We start from the raw sequence: 16,448 nt of genomic DNA, 5'->3' as shown, positions 1-16,448 counted from the left end.
CCCCATGAGCCGACGCGACCTCACCTACACCTGGCGGGTGCGGGAGATCATGGCACGACGCCGGATCTTCACGGCGAAAGAACTCGCTCCCCTGCTGCACGAGCGTGGCATCACCTTGACGCCGAACGCGATTTGGCGGATCGTCTCGGGCGAGCCTGAACGGATATCCCTCAAAATGCTCGTCGCTCTCTGCGACGCCCTCGATGTCGAGATGAACGACCTCATCACGTTCACCGCGATCGACGCGAAGACCACGCGACGGCGGAAGGCATCCGGGGAGACCACGGGGCTGGCGGACTTGAGTGACTACCGTCCGGTGCGCGCCCGCATTGTCGACGACGATGACTGAGACACCGCCCGGCCGGCCTGCTACCGGCGGGAACGGCTCGAAGCGCGCACCGACTCTCCGTGGGCTCGAGCCGCCGGCGCGCCGCGGGCGTCCACGCTCGAGCGGCACGAGCACTTGCGACCGCTGCGGGCGCACGGACGTAGCGAAGCTCAGGGTGACATGGCCTGACGGCCGAATCTGCGGCATCTGCTTCACCACCGCGACACATACCTATGGGAGGTGCCCGGGCTGCGAAGAAGAAGATCGAATGCTGCCTGGACGCGACGACGACGGCAACGCGATCTGCCGAACGTGCGCAGGAATCACCACGCGGCTCGAATGCGTGAATTGCGGCCGTGAGGCGGAGCGATTCCGTGGCGGAGTCTGTGTGCGCTGCGTTGTCCGTGCCGAACTTGCGGAACTTCTCCGCCCTGACTCGGATCTTCGGCTGCATCGCCTCGTTGAGACACTGGCCGGTGTGAGCCGCCCCGAGAGCATCTACACGTACATGCACGGCGCCCGCGCTCACGCACTACTGATGGCGATCGGCAGTCGTGAACTCGCACTCACCCAAGAGGCGTTCGACCAATTGAAGCCCGGCCCGGCGGTCGAGCATCTCCGAGCCCTGCTCGTCCACCACCGAATGCTCCCCGAGCGTGGCACCGTGGAGGAACTGCACCGCTTCGAACAATGGATCGCAGACCGCCTTGCAACACTGCCAGACGATGGCACTCGCGACCTCATCGAGCGCTTCGCGACCTGGCACCACCTCCGCCGGGTCCGCGAACGCGCGCGGGAGTCAGAGGTCAACATCGAAACCGTCACTCACGCCGCCAAGCAGGAGATCACAGAGGCCGGCAAGTTCCTCCTCTGGCTTCGCACCGCGCACCGGATAAGCGCAGCTCAGCTGCGCCAGGAACACGTAGACCACTACCTCTCAAGCGGCACAAGCACCCGAAAGCACATCCGCAACTTCGTCCGCTGGCTCAACCGAGAAGACCACCGCAGCAGCAAGCACGCCCGCCTCGACGCCCCCTTCCGCCAAGCCCAGTCCGAACCAATGCTGCGGGAGAGCGAGCGAATCACACTCGTCCGAAACTGCCTCGAATGGCAGCAGGTCAATCTGCCGACACGGATCGCCGGGCTCCTCCTTCTACTCTGGGCCCAACCATTGAACAAGATCGTGATGCTCAAACAGGAGCACATCACAGTCGGCGCCGACGGAATGACCCTGATGCTCGGGCACCACCCCACCGCGGTCCCCGAAGCAGTCGCGGACCTCTTCTGGCAGCACCTGGAGTCGCCTGGAAATCCGCGCACCGTGAACACCGGGACCTCATGGCTCTTCCCGGGCACGCAAGCCGGACGCCACCTCCACCCCGGCACGCTCTCCGAGCGTCTGAAGGCGCTCGGGATAGACGCCCAGCGCGCACGCAACGCAACACTGCGCGACCTCACACATGAAGTCGACGCGCGAACGCTGATGGACCTACTCGGCTACAGCAAGCCCGTCGTCGCTCGATACGCGGCCCGCGCTGGGGCACCAATGTCCGACTATCTTGACCTCAAGAGCCGCCGCTCACGCTAACTGAACGCAACCCTCGAGGGCGCGTCACGTCTAGAGTCATTGAGTGCCCACGATGATGCCGTACGTTTCCCTGCCGATCGATCAGGAAGAGGTCCGCTACTCCTACGGCCCAGACTCGGCGCCGCGCGCGGGCGTCGAACCGGGCACGCTCGAGGAGATTCGCTTGGACACGAGCTCGACGTTTCCCGGAACCTCCCGGAAAGTCTGGCTGCACCGGCCGGCCGGCCTTTCACCCTCGGACGAATGCGCCGTGATGTTCTTCAACGACGGCTGGTGGTACCTCGATCCCGACGGTGATGTCCGCGGGGCGGTCGTCCTCGACAACCTCGCTGCAGCCGACGACATCCCGCCCATGATCGGCGTTTTCGTGGATCCTGGAGTTCTCGATGTCGACGGCACGCCAACGAAACACCGCAACGCGGAGTACGACGCCTTCGACGCCACCTACGGAAACCTGCTTCTCGATGAGGTGTTGCCGCTGGTCGCCGAGCGCTTCCCCATCTCGGCCGACCCGATGATGCGGGGAATCTGCGGTGGAAGTAGCGGCGGCGACGCAGCCATGACCGCAGCCTGGTGCCGACCTGACGGTATAGGAAAGGTGATCGCATTCAACGCCAGCTTCGCCCAGATGCCAGGCGGCAATCCATACCCCTCACGGCTGGAAGACGAACCGCGCAGATCGACGAAAATCTTCTTACACGCTGCTCACCGAGATTTGAACTGGAATGCCCGCGACCACAACTGGTTCGCGGAAACTCTCGAAACCGCAGCGGCACTCGCTCGATCGGGCTACGACTTCCGACTGGTCGTCGGCGACGGCGGTCACTCCCCCAACCATGGTGGCGTACTGCTGCCGGACGCGCTGCGCTGGCTTTGGTCGGACGCCACCCAGAAGTAGGTGAAGGACTGGGTAACGCGGTTACCCATCAGGAACCACGCGTAATGGTTCGGTGCTCCCCCAATGGGAGCGCAGGCCTCCGTTTTTGTTCGCCCGCACCGGTTGTCTCGACGATTACGATCAGAGCTTGCGCCATGATTTGTTCCGCCGGGTTTCGCCCGCAACGGATGAGCCCAGTTCGTCAACGATGCCGGCTCATCCAGCTCTCAGCCAACTGTGTTGCCGAGCGTCCGCACACACCCGACCTCCAATCGTCCTCACTTTTGCGAACCCTCGCGGGCGCTTTCGCCCTATCTAATTAACCGGGGAAAGAGTTTCTCGGCGGCAGAGCGGTCCACGTCGCCCAGACGCTCAGCACTGGGGCCGTCGTAGGTAGCCAGGTCGTGGTCGAAGCGGGCGCTCCAGGCAGGGTCTGCGTAGGGGAAGTCGCTGCCGTAGAGGATGTGGCCCGGCTCCGCGAACGCCAGAAGTGAGGGCAGCGAGGTGGGTGACGCGGACAAGGCCGTGTCGAAGTAGAACTTGCGCAGGCCCGCTTGGATGCTTTCCGGCGTGGTGCCGGGGTTAAACATTGCGGCGGCGCTGAATCGGCTCGCCGCATAGGGAAGGAAGCCGCCAGCGTGCGAAAGGATGACGCGCAGGTTCGGGTGCCGGTCGAAGACTCCGTGTGCGACGAGGTCCACGGCCGTGCGTGTGGTGTCGAAGGGAAAGTCCAGCAGGGCAGTGGGCATTCCAGGCAGCTGCGCGATTGGCGGGGCTGTGGGATGGACGAAGACCACTGCGCCGCGCGCCGCGAGTTCTGTCCACAGGGGCTCGTAGGCGGGATCGCCGAGGTAGCGACCGTGCGCGTTTGACAGCAGGAGCACACCGTCGGCGTGGAGCTCGTCAAGGGCGCGCACCGCTTCGGCGACTGCGCCGTCGAAGTCGGGCAGTGGCAGCACGGCGAAATGGCCGAATCGGTCGGGTTGGTCCTTAACGAGTTCGGCCTGGTAGTCGTTCAGTTCGCGGGCGAGTTCGCGGGCCGCGGCGTCGTCACCGAAGTGAACGCCTGGTGCGCTGATCGACAGGATGCCTGTCTCGATTCCTGCCTTGTCCATCATCGCGATCGCCGCCGAGGGATCCCATTCCGGCATCAGCCAGCCACCGACGGTGCGCGGGCCCTGCCGCGCCGCGGTCCCGCCGCTCGGAGCCCACGGATTCCACTGCGCCGACCCGCCAGCGACTGCCGGCACCCCGGCCCCGCCGCTACTGCCCATCATCCGACTTCCCGCCTCCGCGAGCGCCTCAAGGTAGCGGGGCGGAAGCAGGTGCTGGTGAACATCGATCTTGCCTGGCATGTCGCCAATCTCCAATTGTCCTCATCAGGACTTTTCGTTGTACCCAAAAGAGCTAGCTACTAGGTCGCTAGTTTACAATTGTCCAGTAGATGACGACTGTACATCAGTGGGCAGAATCTGGCAAGATGGGCACATGTCAGATGGAACGAGCACGGCAGCACCCCGGGTAGACCCCCGCGTCACCCGCACCCGCTCCGCCCTGATCCGGGCGCTGGCAACCTTGGTGTCCGAGGCCCCGAAGGGCGAGCCAATCTCGATGAGCGCTGTAGCGCAGCGGTCTGGCTTGAGCAGACAGGCGCTGCACAACCACTACGACAACGTCGGCGACCTGGCGACGGATGTCTGGATCAGCCGGCTTCTCGAGGACTGGCTGCCTCTTGATGAGGGTGCCGCGAACCTCGCACTAGCGCTCACCGACGCCGTTCGGGAGCGAGGAATTGAGCCGCTGCTCACCGCCGGGCGAGCCGATCGCGAGTTCTTCGACAAGCTCCGCGCCATTCCGCGCGGCGAGCGGGTCGCCGAGGTCCTCGCAGGGGCGGTCACCACCTGGCTGATGGAGTCCGATCGCGATCCCACCCGGCCCGGGATCGCACTCACCGGCGACGCGCGGACCTTCACGATCGGCGGCATGGTCGCGCTCGTGTCATCGTGGCAGATGGCCGACACCCCACCGAGCACCGCACAGCAGGTCGCGACGCTCCACACATTCGCGGCCGCGGCCGCCGCCGCTGCCGCGGCCGCCGACTGAGTTGCGGAACGCCAGCGCCCCAGGGCGCGCGAGATAGGCCGACATTTGTGCAGTCGCTATTTTTATGCATACACTGCACGAAAGAGACGGAGGCCGCTATGACGGACGGGTTGCGTGAGCGTAAGCGGGCTGCGACAGAGGAAACCATCGAACGCGCCGCGATCTCGCTCGCGCTCGAGCATGGCTATGAGCACGTCACCGTAGACATGATCTGCGAGGCGAGCATGGTTTCCCAGCGCACCTTCTTCAACTATTTCGGATCGAAGGAGGGGGTCATTCTGGGCGGCACTCCCCCGATGCCGACCGACGAGGAAATTGATGCGTTCGCCCGCGCGACTGGCTCGAACCTGCTCGCCGACTTCGTCACCTTGATCACGTCCTCGCTTTTGAAGCGTGAACCGGATGCAGACCTCTTCAGTGCTCGACGAATGCTGATCGCGCGTACCCCGGAACTCGTGACAAGAGAAGCGGCCCGCTTGGGGGGACTCGAGGACCAGTTCGTCGCTATCATTCTGGCCCGCTACGAGGTGCAGGGACGAAGTCTCGCCGGCCATCCCGAGCTGGAAGATGAGGCCCGCATGGTGGTCGCGCTGACCACCGGGGTCCTGCACTACGTGAGACGGCGGTGGGTGAGCTCACCTCCAGGGTCATCCACTCGCGATCTCCTTCGCAGTTCCATCGAACTGGCCCACCGCATCACCAACGATCAATCTCACGATCCGAAGGGCACGGCACACTAATCATGACCGACACATCTCTGAGCGAGTCGGGCACCAGTACAGCGCCGGCCTCGACACGCCACATCCTGCTCATTTTCGCCGGCCTCATCCTGACGATGCTGCTGTCCTCACTCGACCAGAGCATGTTCTCGACAGCGTTGCCGACGATCGTCGGGGAGCTCAACGGTGTCGACCGCATGCTTTGGGTGACCACTGCCTACATCCTGGCCTCGACCATCATGTTGCCGGTCTACGGCAAGCTCAGCGACCTAATCGGTCGCAAGGGCCTGTTCATCGCGGCGATCAGCCTGTTCGTCCTCGGTTCCATCATCGGCGGCATGGCACAGGACATGAACATGCTCATCATCGGCCGAGCCGTTCAAGGACTCGGCGGCGGCGGGCTCATGATCCTGTCGCAAGCGATCATCGCCGACGTCGTTCCAGCCCGTGAGCGCGGCCGGTACATGGGGATCATGGGCGGCGTCTTCGCGATCTCGTCGGTCGCCGGACCCCTGCTCGGCGGCTGGTTCACCGAGGGCCCCGGCTGGCGCTGGGGCCTGTGGATCAACATTCCACTCGGAATCCTCGCCATCATCTCCGCGGCGTTGTTCCTCCACCTGCCCAAGAACACAGCAGGGCGACCCAAAGTCGACTTCCTCGGGATGGCCCTCCTGGCCGCCGCATCAACCGGCATCGTCCTGATCACGACCTGGGGTGGGAGGACCTACGACTGGAACTCAGCCGTGATCATCTCGCTGATCGTCACAACCTTCGTGGCAGGAGTGGCCTTCGTGCTCGTCGAGCGTCGCGCCGCCGAGCCGATCATGCCGCTTCACCTGTTCAAGGAACGCAACTTCAACCTGACCACGACAGCAGGCTTGATCACGGGAATCGCGATGTTCGGCGCGATCGCCTACCTCCCGACCTACCTGCAAATGGTCACCGGTGTGAACGCGACTCAGGCCGGCCTGCTGATGATCCCCCTGATGGCGGCGCTTCTCGTCAGCTCGATCGTCTCCGGTCAGCTGGTCAGCAAGTTCGGTCGCTACAAATGGCTTCCGATCGTCGGAACGGCAATCATCGCCGTTTCGCTGTTCCTGCTGTCCACGATGACCCCTTCGTTGGCGATCTGGATCCTGTGCTCGTACCTGGCAATCATGGGACTGGGTCTGGGAATGAGCATGCAGATCCTCATCCTGATCGTGCAGAACACATTCCCCAATTCCCAAGTGGGGACCGCGACCGCAGCCAACAACTACTTCCGACAGATCGGTGCCAGCCTCGGTACCGCGGTAGTCGGCAGCCTCTTCGTCGCCAAACTCACGGATCTGCTCAAAGAACGACTCCCTGCCGGCGCCGGCGCCGCGGCCGGCGGCAGCAACTCGTTCACCCCAGCAGCGGTACGAGACCTGCCCGATTCGATTCGTCACGTGATCGTAGGCGCCTACAACGACGCACTGACACCCGTGTTCCTCTACATGGTTCCCCTGGTGATCGCCGCCGCGATCCTGCTGCTCTTCATCAAAGAGAAGCCCCTGGCCACCACGATCGAACGGGACATCCTCCCGGAATCGCTCGACATCGACGGCGCCGACAGCATCGCACTGTCGTCGGTTCCCTCGGAATCCGAACCGCAAAAAGTCACATCGCCCACATCGCCCTAGGTAGCCAACCGGCACTCAAGTTAGTTCACCTGCGCACCCCTCCGCTCCGCGGAAGAAACGAAAGGCCCCACCCAATGCCCCTGATCACTATCATCGGAGCCGGCTCCGGCCTCGGCATCGAGATCGCCCGAGCCTTCGGACGCGAGGGATTCGACGTCGCTCTCGTGGCTCGAACCCAGAGCAAACTCGACACTCTCGTCCAGACGCTGGAAGACGAAGGAATCCGCGCGCGCGGATTCACCGCCGACGTCAGTGCACCGGCCACGATCACGAGTGCGCTGGCTGCGATCAAGGCGGAGCTTGGGCCGATCGACGTCTTGGAGTTCTCCCCGGCCGACCGAAGTCTGGCACCGGCCGACGTGCTGGAGGTGACTGCAGAGAACCTACAGCCCCAGATCGACTTCTACCTCGGCGGCGCCCTCAGCGCGGTCGGAGCGGTGCTGCCAGACATGATCGCCGCCGGCACCGGAACAGTGCTCATCACGACCGGCGGAGGTTCCATTAATCCGAGGCCCGCCTTCGGCAGTATCGGCATCGCCACCGCCGGTCTTCGGAACTGGACCCTGAACCTGCACAACGCGCTCCGCGACAAAGGCGTCTACGTCGCCTACGTCGCAATCAGCGCGCTGATCGGAGCTGGGCACCCCGACGCAGAACCCGCCGTCATCGCGAAGGCGTACGTGGACCTCTACAAAGCCCGTCAGGACCCGGAACTGTATTACGTCGTCCACGATCACTGACTGCTGCAGTAGCGCGATGGGCAAACCTACGCGCCCGAAGCTTCGCAGCACTCCTTGGTTGTGGAGTTCGCTGCCAGCGTGGGTTTGACCCCGCTTTAGTGTGAAACCGGATAACGGTCTTCACCACTAGCTGACTAGCAACCGGCATGCGCCGCAGACTGTGCATAGGTGGTGACTGGTGACGCCTCTCCCCGGTTGCCCGGCCTGACGAAAACCAACTCTGAACGCCACTCGGCCATCAAGCGGATCGCCCGAACAAGGGAAGCGCCTTTTCTCTGCTTCGTCGATCGAGCAGGCCGGCGCTCTACTAGTCTCTCTCCATGACGAACGCCGACAGGTGCGAACTATGCGGGAACCCAGTGGATCTGCACGATCGTCACGTGCGGTTCGCCTACCCCGATCCCGTGCTGGATGCCGGAGAGCTCCCCGCGTCCGCTGTCTGGATGACTCACCCCGACGCAAACACTTCAGTCATGATGCAGGTGAACGACATCGGGGCGTTTGTGCGCGCCCTGCTGCCTGTCCACTTGACCGCAGGCCACACCGTTACCTATGGCGTCTGGGTAGGCGTCCACCCGGAGGAACTTCGACGCATCTACGACACGTGGTGGTCGCCGGAATACAAGGACCTTGTGGCAGATGGCCGCATGGCGAACAGAATCGCGCCGTGGGGCCTTCTTGGGATGCAGATAAAACTTAGAGTGCTCGATCCAGACCAAACGCCGTACTGCGTTGACAGCGTCGACGCAGTGCTGCAGTCCGTTCTCACAGAAGAATGGGAGCACGGACTCGTGCTCCCCACGGTCCCGGTCTAGGCGCCCAAGGTGATCGCCGGGAACGGCAGGGTGCTGATCGCCCCCGCCGACACAACTATTGTCTTCTGATCAAGAGAATTACCGAAGACCACAATCTTGATATGACGCGGAGCCAAAGTGACCGAGAATGGCGAGCTAGCGAAGTCGATTTCTCTTGCACTGCATGAGATTCTCAAACCTGCCGGCTTCCGCAAGCGGGCCAATAGCTTTAATCGATCCGCCCAGGACGGCCTTGTACACCACATCTCGGTCCAGCTCGGTGCCTACGACCCGAGCGGAAAACACGTGGTTCCTGGGCTTGTCCCCGACCTCTACGGGCGTTATCGCGTCAATCTGGGCGTCTACGTTCCAGAGATGAACCGGATGGGCTCGCCAAGGAGCCCTTGGGTCAACGACTACGACTGCCAGCTGAGATGGGGACTGGGCGACTTCATGCCCGGTGGCTTCGATCAGTGGTGGGATCTGCGGGATCGGCTCTCGGTCGAAGAAGTATCCCGGGTGCTCGCACAGAAGGCCCTCCCTCATCTCGATCGTCTCCGCGACGCGGAACGGGTGCTCGAAACCTGGGAAGAGTATGGTCCGCGCGGGTTCGGCCCGATCACCCCGAAAGCGGCGGCTCTCGACGTCGCCGATCTGCTCATCTCTCGGAATCGACGAGATGACGCGAAGCGGCTGCTTGTGTCCTACGTGGAGTCTGTGAGCCTCGGCGACCACGCCGGGCACAAGCAGTACCTACGGAAGTATCTCGCCGAGCGAGACTTCGAACCACTCGGGAAGCCGTTGCAGTAGCGGTTCTATCGCCTCTCGATGTTGGAAGACGGAGATTCAACATCATCAGCAAAAGTGGGCTTGTCTGCGCCGGGTGCAGTGTTCCCATTCCCCGGCAATGGAGACGTCGTGAGCTTCGCTCGTCGGTGGTTCGCGTTCTTCACCCTGTTCTGGCACGGAGTGCCGCAGAATCTGCGAGTGCCATTCTTGGACTGATCCACGTAGACGCGATCGCACCGAGGCGCAGCGCAGATCCCCAGCCGGCCCGCTTGGGTGCTGCCCACGGCCATCGCCAATGCCGCTGCGCAACCGGCAGCCCACCCTGCGCCCAGATCCCGCCCTGCGCCCAAGGCATCGTCCGCAGCATGAAAGTGGAGATGCCATTCGCCGCTATCGACGCGATCGAGCTGCGGCTTGGGGCGGCACCACGCGAGGAGCTCGTTGACCCGGGTCCCGGCCTCATCGACGTCTCCCCCATCGACTGCCGCGAAGATCTGGCGAGCTTCCGCAGCAAAGCGGTCCAGCGTCTGCGCGTCCCCCGTTGAGACCGACGGTTCCCGGCCGTCGCGAACGAGCGCGGTGCCGATTGCTTGTAGTCGGTCGGCACCCTCGGGGGGCTGCCAGGCGCGTCCGACTGCGTGCGGGCTGGCGAGCAGATTGACGAGCGCGGTCGACACGCGCAGCAGATCAGAGACGTGACTGTCAAAACGCATTTGATCAGTCTAAAGGGTAGTTGTAGATTGACGAGCGTGACTGTCAAAGGATGGAGAGCCAGTCTCAGGCCTGGCCTGAGTCAACCACTTCCACGATCGGTGAAAGTCTTGCTCCTGGCACGGTTCGTGCGGACGTTGGGCGCGTTCTCGGTGCCCTTCCTTGCCGCGCTGCTCGTGCACGACCACGGCGTACCGGTCAGCTTGGCGGGCGTGATTGTCGGCGCGTTCGGGCTGGCGACGATCCCGTCCCGTCTCATCGGTGGGCATCTCGCGACACGGGTGGGCGCGAAGTCCACCGTTCTGATCGGCCTTGCAGGGACGGCCGCGGCACAGCTCCTGATCGCCGTTGCTCCTGATCTCACGGCCGCACTTGCCGGTGCTGTTCTGCTCGGGCTGTGCTTTGAGATCTATGAACCGGCCAGCCAAGGGCTCATCGCTGACGTCACTCCAACCGAATCGCAGCCGCGTGCGTACGGACTTCTCGGGGCCGCATTGGCCGGCGCAGGTCTCTGCGCCGGGCTCATCGCGACGGCCGTAGGCCGTGCCGGCCTTCCCTGGCTGTTCGTCGCCGATGCTGCGGCGGCGGCCACATGCCTGATCCTGGTCGCAACCTTCCTCCCCGCACCCCCACGGCGCGCCCCGAGCCTCGTGGCGGCAACGGGAACAGCACCATGGAAGGACCGTCGACTGCTGCTGCTAATCGTCACGGGCACAACATTCGCCACCGTTTACATGCTCGTTCCGATGGCGATGCCGCTCGCCCTCGTGGGCGCGGGTCGTCCCGCCTCTGATGCAGGGTTACTTCAAGCGCTCAGCGCCTTGATCGTCGTCGGCGCGCAACCACTGCTCCGCCGCGGCACGAACATCGGCGGACGGCTCGCGTCCGGCTACCTTCTCCTCGCTCTCGGTCTCGCAACCGCGGGTCTTCAGATGACGATGGCCGGATACGTCATCGCGACCATCCTCATGGCTCTCGGCGACGTCATGCTCCTCGGCTACTCGTACACCTTGATCGCATCCATCGCCCCCGACGGTGCCAAAGCGTCCTACTTCGCGGCATACGGAATCATCTGGGGCATGGCCCTGACCGTTGGCCCACCGGCGATGGGGTACCTGCTCCAGGCCGGATACGCCACATTCTGGTTCGTGTGCGCTGCGATCATGCTCTGCACCGGCATCGCCCAGTTAGGAGTCAACCGAGCGATACGGCGACAGAGCATCCCCTCAGCCCCCAGGAAACCCCTGAATAGAAGGAGTGCGGACGACCATAACGCCTCACGACCACACGTCGCCGTCCCGTCCCGCTGCATAGATGAGCCACCTCGCAGCTAAACTCGACCCGCGCTTCGCTCTTGGCCCTTTCGAGCGCCGCGACTATCTATCCGGGAGTGATAACCCCGACATCCAGTCGCAACGGTGCATCAGCAAGTGACGCAGAGTCACCCTCTCCTGACAGCAGAAACTGCGAGTCCGCGAAGGCGGCTGGTTCAAGCCGCCGCCCCGGATGGGCTGCTGATCGCTGCGGTGCGCGGCGCAGGCTCACCGTAGGCCGTCTTCGCAGTTGCCACCGGGTCGCTCTCTCGACCACAGTTCGTACTCGGATCCGGATTCGGTGTGGACCGACCACGGCGGAAACTTCACGAATTCATCCATCGCGAGGCCCCATGTCGAGCCTGCCGCAGCCCGGTGGGTCTTGGCCCATTCGTACATCAGTTGGCCCGTCTGAGACCAGTCCCGTTCGTTCATCTGCTGGGCGATGCCGGCCGGCATCGGCGCACTCCTCGGAGTGCTGTAGTCATACGTGCACGTATATGTGCGCCCGCCATCGTTGACGTAGCTCAGCGAGATGGTGACGTTGACCGGGTAACTGAAGTCCCGCACCAGGTCCACTGTCGCGATGACGGCGGCAAGGGCGACCGCGGGAACAACGGCGATCGCGATGGCCGTGATGATCCACGGTGTGAGTCGTCGCCGAGTCGACCCGGTGACGGGCTGGACCACGGCGCGGGCATCTCCGACGGGCGTGGCGCGCTCTGAATTCGGCATGTACTCACGATACCGATTATTGAACACGTTCGAAATAGAAGATGCTCCCCCGGTGACGGAGACCCGGACAAGGCTCGTCCGCAACGCTCCCCTTCCGATTGCCTCAGCGGTGCCTATGCGGTTCCAGCCGGTCCTTTCGCATGCGCCGACGTCTGAGGATCGCGCCAGTACGTCTGGACCACGGCCCCCGTTTCCAGAATCACTTTCGACCTCGGGCGGTACCCCAGAAGCTCATATCTCCCGTCGTTGACCGGATTGGAAGACTCCAGGTATGTCGGGATGCCGAGCGCGTCGTAACGCGATAGTGCCGCGCGAAGCAAGCTCATCCCGTGCCCTCCCCCGCGCCACTCGGGCGCCACGCCGAGGAGCGTGAGGTACGCGTGCGGCTCATCGGGTCGGGCTGCTGCGAACTGCTCCCCTGCCCGAGCGAGCCTGTCTGCGGCGGCGCTGCCCAGAAGCTCGAGAGTCATCGCGTCATAGGCGACATGGGAAGTATCGGAGACTTCGTCGGCCCCCGGCGGCAGCCAGACGGATACCGCCTTGAGTGCTTCTCCAGCTGACGCCGCGACCCGTGAGTCCGGGAAGCGCATCGCCTCCGTGCAGATGAATCGCCAGAATGTGTTCGCCGCGTCGCGTCGTCGATCGGATTGGAGGAACACCGGTCCCCACACTGGATCGTGCAGAAACGCGAGCGTGAGTATCCGCGCCATCTCGTCCACGTCGGACGCGCGAGCGGCGCGCGTGTCTTGCGTCGAGTCGTCTGTGCTCATCTTCTTCTCGAACCCCTTCCCTGCTCTGCTCCGTCGGCGAACGGCGATGGCAGCTCTAAATCTAGTGCCCTAATCGTGCATTATGCTGCACTCATGGACTCTCAGCCAGACCCCCTTGCGCAGGCCATCGGCGTGCGCGTGAAGCGCGAGCGGATTGCCCGCGGATGGACGCTCGACCAGTTGGCGGAACGCTCCGGAGTGAGCCGACGCATGATCGTCAATGTCGAGCAGGGCGCCGCCAACCCCAGTCTGGAGACGCTCCTGCGGATCTCCGACGCTCTGGGGATGGGCTTGCCTGCGCTCGTCGAGCCGCCGGCGCCCAAGACGGCCAAGGTGACCCGTGCAGGCGAGGGTGCGACCCTATGGAGGGGCGAACAAGGCGGATTCGGCATGCTCATGGCCGGCACGGAGCCGCCGAACGTCGTTGAGCTGTGGGAGTGGGTTCTCGCTCCCGGCGATCGCCACGAGAGCGACGCTCACGCCAGCGGGACCCGCGAGATGCTGCTCGTGACTGAAGGGGCCGTCACCGTCTCCGTCGGAAACGAGGCTTATGACCTGGCGGTCGGTGACACGGTGTCGTTCTACGCAGACATCGAGCACACGTACGTCAACGCCCAAGAAAGCCAGGCTCGACTGGTCCTCTGCGCATACGAGCCCGGCGTCGGGATCGCACATGGAGCGGAGACCGACAATGACTGAGACCTTCACATCGCAAGCGCCGGGATCCGCGGGCGCAGGTGGTGGCCGCACTTCTCGGACCCCGCCGTGGACCATGGCCGTGGTGGCGATGATCTCCGTCCAACTCTCCAACGCGCTCTCCGTGCCGGTCATCGAGCATGTCGGCCCAGCCGGCACGGCATGGTTGCGCATGTGCTTCGGAGCGGTGTTCCTCTGGATCATCGCCCGACCGGCGATCCGCTCGCTGCGCGGCAAGGACATTCCTGCCCTGCTCGCACTGGGCGTGGTGACCGGATTCATGACGACCTGTTTTCTCGCCGCGGTCGAACGCATGCCGCTGGGCACCACTGTGGCGATCGAGTTCCTCGGGCCGCTCACGGTCGCAGGCCTGATGAGCAAGAGACGCCGGGCGCTGGTATGGCCGCTGCTCGCCTTCATCGGCGTCGTACTGCTCACGGAGCCTTGGCGCGGCAATTTCGATGCGGTGGGCGTGGGTTTCGCTGCCGCCGCAGGGACCTGCTGGGGGCTCTACAACGTGCTGACCCAGCATGTCGGGGACCGGTTCTCCGGCATCAGCGGGCTGTCGCTGACCATCCCCGTCGCTGCGCTGACGACGCTGCCGATCGGCCTGCCCCAGGTCATCGGCGGGACGTTCACCTGGTGGGTGCTGCCCGCCGCGGCGGGGATCGCATTGATCACGCCGGTGATCGCGTTCGGTCTGGAGATGATGGCGCTGCGACGCATGTCTCACACCGCGTTCGGCACACTTCTCTCCGTCGAGCCCGCGTTCGGCGTCCTCATCGGGCTGCTGGTGCTGGCTCAGGCTCCCAGCCTGGTGCAGATCGTCGGGATCGCGATCGTCGTCATCGCCGGCGCGGCGGCTCAGCGCAGCGGCTCTCGCACCGAGGAACCCACGATCACCGAGGCTCCCCCGCCCGCCAGCGAGAGCAAATAGTCGGCTGGCGCGGCGGAATCGACGCGGGACGGGCGGCGCGACTGCTTGCCGTATGAGGATCCCCATGCTGGTGGAACCTCGGCGCAACAAAGAAGCGGGCGTCCCGGCACGTGAGTGCCGAGGACGCCCGCTTGCCGTGAAGTCTCAGAGAGCCTGGATGTTCGCAGCCTGCATGCCCTTGGGGCCGCGCTCGGAGTCGAACGAGACCTTCTGGTTCTCTTCGAGGTTGCGGTATCCGTTTCCGGTGATCGCGCTGAAGTGCGCGAAGACGTCGGCGCTGCCGTCGTCGGGCGCGATGAATCCGAAGCCCTTTTCGGTGTTGAACCATTTGACGGTGCCAGTGGCCATGTCGTCATTCCTTCTTGTCTGGGACCCGTTGAATGGTCCGCGAATCCGCGACGATGCCGTCGGGAAATCTGGGGTGGCGCGTTTCGGCGCCAGGGTTCGTCCGTGAACGGACGGGCTGAGAGGGGTCCACGCGAGTCCCGGGGCCGGAGTCGGCCACGAGACGGATACGGGAACAGCAGGAGAGATCAGAGAACCAACCGGTCAGAATGCATCACAATGGCTGACGCAACCAGAGTCACTGAACTGAATACCCGCTCGATCGATGATCGAGCCCAGAAGCTGGTCCGGAGCAGGACTCCGGCAGAAACCACAACTTCAACAACCTGAGAAACAGCCTATCCCCTTCTACCTGGATGAAGGCCCAGAGAGTCACCGATCATGCAGGTCCGTCAGGATGTGCCAGGTCGTAGGCACGTGACAGCATCTTCGGCACGACCATGCGCCACGCCTCGACGACGAACTCGCGTGCCTCCCCCGGGTCGAGAGCCGCGAGTTCGGAACGCACCCAGTGGAATCTCATGTCGGACGGCGACGGCAGCTGGAACTTCTCGGGTTGACCTCCGACGAGTCCTTCGCGCAGTTCTCTGGGGAAGCCGAACTCCATCGTCCGTTGGTCCGCCGAGAACGCGACATACACGAGCTGACCGACGCGGAACTTCAGCCGCCCTCGCACGTAGACCTCGTACGAGCGTTCCAAGGCGGATCCGAGTGCGCGCACATCCTCGATCGTCGCCATGCTCGACCTCCTTGCGTCGAGAATAGGCCGGTCAGGCGGCGGGATCCCGCACGGTGAGCAGGGAACGACCGTGCGTGCCTTCCTTCGTCACCGTGCCGGTCTCGACGAACCCGAGCTTCTCCAGCGCGCGCCGTGACGCGAGGTTCCAGTCCCACACGCTCGCCCAGAGGCGCGGATGCCCGGACTCGCCGGCCCAGGCGATCACCGCGCGACCGGCTTCTGTGGCGTACCCGTGGTTGTGCACCTCGCGGAGGAGCTCGAAGGCCAGTTCCGGCTCGTTCGCATCGCCTGTGCCGTCGAACACGATGCCGGAGTATCCGATCACCTCACCGCTCGCGCGGAGCACCACGGTGAGCAGACCGGGAGCCTCCTGACCGCTCCCCCGACGGATGTCCTTCGCGATGTCGGCGACAGTCGGTCGCCCCTCCGCGTCGAGCCGGCGGTGGGGAGGAACGCGCTCATCGCGCTCGGTCCACAGCTGATGGAACACGAGGGCATCTGCTTCCTGCTGCGGTCGCAGGATCAGGCGCTCGGTCGTCAGCGTCGGACGCGTGCTCTCGGACATGACGCAATCCTCGCATCGGTGTGCACGTCGGGGAC

19 protein-coding genes are annotated in these 16,448 nt (G+C 64.2%); 12 read left to right on the top strand and 7 right to left on the bottom strand.

Annotation, left to right across the window (positions count from 1 at the left end):
- From AC1DMN_RS01275 to AC1DMN_RS01265, 3 genes are all read left to right on the top strand, one after another.
- A partial coding sequence (locus tag AC1DMN_RS01275) for a helix-turn-helix domain-containing protein (protein WP_477383859.1) occupies positions 1–349 on the top strand: 349 nt, incomplete at its 5' end.
- Positions 350–806: 457 nt separating this feature from the next.
- Positions 807–1,916: a hypothetical protein gene (locus AC1DMN_RS01270; RefSeq protein WP_477229115.1), complete on the top strand. Its 1,110-nt coding sequence runs from the start codon at positions 807–809 to the stop codon at positions 1,914–1,916.
- A 52-nt stretch (positions 1,917–1,968) separates the two neighbouring features.
- Positions 1,969–2,814: an alpha/beta hydrolase gene (locus AC1DMN_RS01265; protein ID WP_477229334.1), complete on the top strand. Its 846-nt coding sequence runs from the start codon at positions 1,969–1,971 to the stop codon at positions 2,812–2,814.
- Between the two features lie 290 nt (positions 2,815–3,104).
- Here AC1DMN_RS01265 and AC1DMN_RS01260 read toward each other — a convergent pair whose 3' ends face one another.
- Positions 3,105–4,148 (bottom strand): amidohydrolase family protein, encoded by a 1,044-nt coding sequence (locus tag AC1DMN_RS01260; RefSeq protein ID WP_477229114.1) that lies wholly within the window; start codon positions 4,146–4,148, stop codon positions 3,105–3,107.
- Between the two features lie 283 nt (positions 4,149–4,431).
- Here AC1DMN_RS01260 and AC1DMN_RS01255 point away from each other — a divergent pair, with 283 nt between their 5' ends.
- The 6 genes from AC1DMN_RS01255 to AC1DMN_RS01230 all read left to right on the top strand — a co-directional run bounded on the left by AC1DMN_RS01255 (position 4,432) and on the right by AC1DMN_RS01230 (position 9,623).
- Positions 4,432–4,896, top strand: coding sequence for a hypothetical protein (locus AC1DMN_RS01255; protein ID WP_477229113.1), 465 nt, complete (start codon positions 4,432–4,434; stop codon positions 4,894–4,896).
- Positions 4,897–4,994: 98 nt separating this feature from the next.
- Complete coding sequence (locus tag AC1DMN_RS01250; protein WP_477229112.1) at positions 4,995–5,636, top strand: TetR/AcrR family transcriptional regulator; 642 nt, start codon at positions 4,995–4,997, stop codon at positions 5,634–5,636.
- A 2-nt stretch (positions 5,637–5,638) separates the two neighbouring features.
- Positions 5,639–7,279 carry an MDR family MFS transporter gene (locus tag AC1DMN_RS01245; protein WP_477229111.1) on the top strand — a complete coding sequence of 547 codons (1,641 nt, stop codon included), beginning with the start codon at positions 5,639–5,641 and terminating at the stop codon, positions 7,277–7,279.
- A 74-nt stretch (positions 7,280–7,353) separates the two neighbouring features.
- Entirely contained in the window at positions 7,354–8,019 is a 666-nt protein-coding gene (locus tag AC1DMN_RS01240; RefSeq protein ID WP_477229110.1) for an SDR family NAD(P)-dependent oxidoreductase, read from the top strand.
- A gap of 320 nt (positions 8,020–8,339) precedes the next feature.
- Entirely contained in the window at positions 8,340–8,834 is a 495-nt protein-coding gene (locus AC1DMN_RS01235) for a DUF2199 domain-containing protein (protein WP_477229109.1), read from the top strand.
- 117 nt (positions 8,835–8,951) lie between these two features.
- The gene (locus AC1DMN_RS01230; RefSeq protein ID WP_477229108.1) at positions 8,952–9,623 is read left to right on the top strand and encodes a DUF4304 domain-containing protein; all 672 of its coding nucleotides are present in this window, start codon (positions 8,952–8,954) and stop codon (positions 9,621–9,623) included.
- A gap of 5 nt (positions 9,624–9,628) precedes the next feature.
- On the opposite strand, the gene AC1DMN_RS01225 is transcribed toward AC1DMN_RS01230, so the two are convergent.
- Positions 9,629–10,315, bottom strand: a complete 687-nt coding sequence (locus tag AC1DMN_RS01225; RefSeq protein WP_477229107.1) for a CGNR zinc finger domain-containing protein — start codon at positions 10,313–10,315, stop codon at positions 9,629–9,631.
- Between the two features lie 99 nt (positions 10,316–10,414).
- Here AC1DMN_RS01225 and AC1DMN_RS01220 point away from each other — a divergent pair, with 99 nt between their 5' ends.
- Positions 10,415–11,647 carry an MFS transporter gene (locus AC1DMN_RS01220; RefSeq protein ID WP_477229106.1) on the top strand — a complete coding sequence of 411 codons (1,233 nt, stop codon included), beginning with the start codon at positions 10,415–10,417 and terminating at the stop codon, positions 11,645–11,647.
- A gap of 207 nt (positions 11,648–11,854) precedes the next feature.
- Here AC1DMN_RS01220 and AC1DMN_RS01215 read toward each other — a convergent pair whose 3' ends face one another.
- A complete protein-coding gene (locus AC1DMN_RS01215) occupies positions 11,855–12,361 on the bottom strand; it encodes a hypothetical protein (protein ID WP_477229105.1) in 507 nt (168 codons plus the stop codon).
- Between the two features lie 113 nt (positions 12,362–12,474).
- Positions 12,475–13,131 (bottom strand): GNAT family N-acetyltransferase, encoded by a 657-nt coding sequence (locus AC1DMN_RS01210; RefSeq protein WP_477229104.1) that lies wholly within the window; start codon positions 13,129–13,131, stop codon positions 12,475–12,477.
- A gap of 93 nt (positions 13,132–13,224) precedes the next feature.
- Between AC1DMN_RS01210 and AC1DMN_RS01205 the strand changes: the two genes are divergently transcribed.
- Both AC1DMN_RS01205 and AC1DMN_RS01200 read left to right on the top strand, forming a co-directional pair.
- A complete protein-coding gene (locus AC1DMN_RS01205) occupies positions 13,225–13,830 on the top strand; it encodes a helix-turn-helix domain-containing protein (protein WP_477229103.1) in 606 nt (201 codons plus the stop codon).
- A gap of 73 nt (positions 13,831–13,903) precedes the next feature.
- A complete protein-coding gene (locus tag AC1DMN_RS01200; RefSeq protein ID WP_477229333.1) occupies positions 13,904–14,764 on the top strand; it encodes an EamA family transporter in 861 nt (286 codons plus the stop codon).
- 144 nt (positions 14,765–14,908) lie between these two features.
- Here the strand turns inward: AC1DMN_RS01200 and AC1DMN_RS01195 are convergent, their stop codons facing one another.
- From AC1DMN_RS01195 to AC1DMN_RS01185, 3 genes are all read right to left on the bottom strand, one after another.
- Positions 14,909–15,112: a cold-shock protein gene (locus AC1DMN_RS01195; protein WP_440731741.1), complete on the bottom strand. Its 204-nt coding sequence runs from the start codon at positions 15,110–15,112 to the stop codon at positions 14,909–14,911.
- Between the two features lie 376 nt (positions 15,113–15,488).
- Positions 15,489–15,848, bottom strand: a complete 360-nt coding sequence (locus AC1DMN_RS01190; RefSeq protein WP_477229102.1) for an MmcQ/YjbR family DNA-binding protein — start codon at positions 15,846–15,848, stop codon at positions 15,489–15,491.
- A gap of 31 nt (positions 15,849–15,879) precedes the next feature.
- Entirely contained in the window at positions 15,880–16,413 is a 534-nt protein-coding gene (locus tag AC1DMN_RS01185) for a GNAT family N-acetyltransferase (RefSeq protein WP_477229101.1), read from the bottom strand.
- Between the last annotated feature and the right edge of the window lie 35 nt (positions 16,414–16,448).

This window comes from Microbacterium sp. 01T413_2 (assembly GCF_056398985.1).
The sequence above is the reverse complement of the archived record's forward strand: the minus strand, read 5'-3'. Positions and strand labels throughout refer to the sequence as shown.